General features: G+C 65.4%; 2 protein-coding genes. Both read left to right on the top strand.

The window, feature by feature from the left end:
* Nucleotides 1–161: 161 nt before the first annotated feature.
* Entirely contained in the window at nt 162–1,727 is a 1,566-nt protein-coding gene (istA, locus tag ACWAUG_RS13475) for an IS21 family transposase (RefSeq protein WP_460802816.1), read from the top strand.
* Nucleotides 1,724–2,470, top strand: a complete 747-nt coding sequence (locus tag ACWAUG_RS13470; RefSeq protein WP_460802815.1) for an ATP-binding protein — start codon at nt 1,724–1,726, stop codon at nt 2,468–2,470. Before istA ends, ACWAUG_RS13470 begins: the two co-directional genes overlap by 4 nt.
* The last annotated feature ends 125 nt before the right edge of the window (nt 2,471–2,595 follow it).

Below are 2,595 nucleotides of genomic sequence, written 5' to 3'. Positions count from 1 at the left end.
TGAGTATTAGGCCCTCTGAGCACCACCGGTATTGCGGTTGAGCACCGCTCGCTGAGCGACGTGTTCTTGTCGTTGAGCACCACCGGATATTCGGCTTCAGCACCACCTTCGTAGGCTCCTTCTGCCGCGTGGCCAATCACGCGGCAGAAGGAGTAGTTCGGATGGTACGCAGGATCAAGGCGAAGCTGGTGCTCCGGCTTCGCACGGAGGGGTTCTCGAAGCGGCAGATCGAGGCGCAGGGCATGTCGCGGCACTCGGTGATCGCGGTGTTCCAGGCCGCCGACCGGGAGGGCATCGATTACGACGCTGTTGCCGGTCTCGATGACGCGGAGGTGTATTCGCGGCTGTTCCCCGGTCGAGGTGAGCACGACAGTGTTCACGCGCAGCCGGACTGGGGCCAGGTTCACAAGGAGCTCGCGAAGGTAGGAGTCACGCTCAAGCTGCTCCACGGCGAGTACGTCGATGCCTGCCGGGCCGGGGGTGAGCCGGCGATGGGATACGACCGGTTCTGCAAGTCATACCAGCACCACGTCCTCATCACCGGGGCGGCGTCGCGGGTCGGTCACAAGGCGGGACAGTCGATCGAGGTCGACTGGTCGGGCAAGATGATGCAGCTCGTCGACCCGGTCACCGGTGTCGTGTCGAGGGTCTACTTGTTCGTTGCGGCGTTGCCGTTCTCGAGGTTCGCGTTCGTCGAGCCGACGCTGGACATGAAGCAGGACACCTGGTTGCGCGCCCACGTCGCGATGTTCGACTGGTTCGGCGGCAGTGTTCCCCGGATCGTCCCGGACAACTTGAAGACTGGGGTGATCTCCCACCCGGCGGAGGGTGAGGTGGTGCTCAACGACGCGTATCGGGAGCTCGCGGCGCATTACTCGGCGGCGGTGCTGCCCGGGCGGGTGAAGAAGCCGAAGGACAAGGCGAGCGTCGAGAACACCGTCGGCAACATCGCGACCTGGGTGATCGCGGCGCTCCGCAACCAGTCGTTCGCGACGTTGCCGGAGTTGCGGGCCGCGGTCTACGAGCGGATGACGGCGTTCAACGCGGAGCCGTTCCAGAAGCGCACCGGGTCCAGGCTGGGCGTGTTCGAGGGTGAGGAGAAGCCGCTGCTGCGGCCGCTGCCGGCCGTCCCGTTCGAGATCTCCCGGTGGGTCTACGGGCGTCGGGTCCAGAAGAACGGGCATGTGGTGTTCGAGAAGAACTTCTACTCCGTTCCCTACGTCCACATCGGTCGCGCCGTCGATCTGCGGGTCACCGACAGGATGCTCGAAGTGTTCGCCGGGCAGGATCGCCTGACCAGTCATCTTCTCGCTCCGGTCGGGGCGGTGAACGAGTACCGCACCCATGACAGTGATCTGCCCGACGGTCCGCAGTATCGGCAGTGGGACGCCCCCAGGGTCCGGGAATGGGCGGCGAGGATCGGGGAGAACGCAACGATCGTCGTGAACCGGATCTTCGAGTCGGTGCCCGTCGATGAGCAGGGCATCAACGCTGCACTGGCGGTGCTCCGCATGACGCGCCGGTACTCCGCCGACCGCGTCGAAGCGGCCGCCGGCATCGCTCTCGCGTCGAAGGTGAGGTCGCCGCGCTATGCGCACCTGCGACCCATCCTCGAGACCAGGCAGGACGAGCCCGGCAACCGTGATGCTTGGATGACACCCGGCACACCACCCGAGCCGGCGGGGTATGTCCGCGGCGCCGACTACTACGCAGGAGGCGCCCGATGAGCCGGCTCGACTCCGAGACCAAACGGAAGCTGCGCGAGATGGGCGTCACGTCGCTGGTCGACGCAATCGAAGCCCAGGACGATGCCCTCACGATCGGGGTGGTGTTCGAGGAGCGGATCAAGATCGCTGTCGACGACGCCCACGCCGCGTTCACCCATTCCAAGGTCGAAGGCCTTGTCCGACGCGCCGGGCTCCGCTACCCGAACGCGGACCTCCGCCGGGTCGACATGCTCGAGAGGCGCGGCCTCGACCGGGGTGTGATCGCGCAGCTCGGGACCTGCCAGTTCATCGCCCGACAGATGAACGTCGTGTTCCAAGGGTTCACCGGCTCCGGGAAGTCCTACCTCGGATCGGCGTTGGCGAAGCAGGCCTGTCAGCACCGCTACCGAGCGCACTACATCCGCATGCCCGACCTCGAAGAGTCCTGGGTCGCGGCGAAAGACAAGCCCGCCGGCCGGGAGAAGTGGTTGCGGAAGTACTCCACGTTCACGCTCCTGGTGATCGATGAATGGCTGCTCGACACCCCGACCGACGACACGAGAACCATGCTCCTCGAGCTGCTCGAGAGACGTTACGACGCAACCTCGACGGTGTTCTGCACCCAGTACGCGAAGAAGGACTGGCACGGGCGCCTCGGCGGCGGAGTCCATGCCGACGCGATCATGGACCGCATCGTCCACAACACCCTCTGGATCGAGACGGGCGAGGTGAACATGCGCGAGCACACCGCCGCGGCCAACTGAGTCGACGCCGGTGAGCGCCGCTTCACGGGGATGGTGCTCACCGGCAATACCGCCTGGTGCTGAACCGCGATATCCGGCGGTGCTCAACCGCAATAATCAGTGGTGCTCAAAGGGTCGAATACTCA

It is taken from the genome of Microbacterium sp. GXF6406 (assembly GCF_054798215.1).
The sequence above is the reverse complement of the archived record's forward strand: the minus strand, read 5'-3'. Positions and strand labels throughout refer to the sequence as shown.

Coding starts and splice junctions, on each gene's coding strand:
- ACWAUG_RS13470 (WP_460802815.1), top strand. CDS start 1,724: ATGAGCCGGCTCGACTCCGAGACCAAACGGAAGCTGCGCGAGATGGGC.
- istA (WP_460802816.1), top strand. CDS start 162: ATGGTACGCAGGATCAAGGCGAAGCTGGTGCTCCGGCTTCGCACGGAG.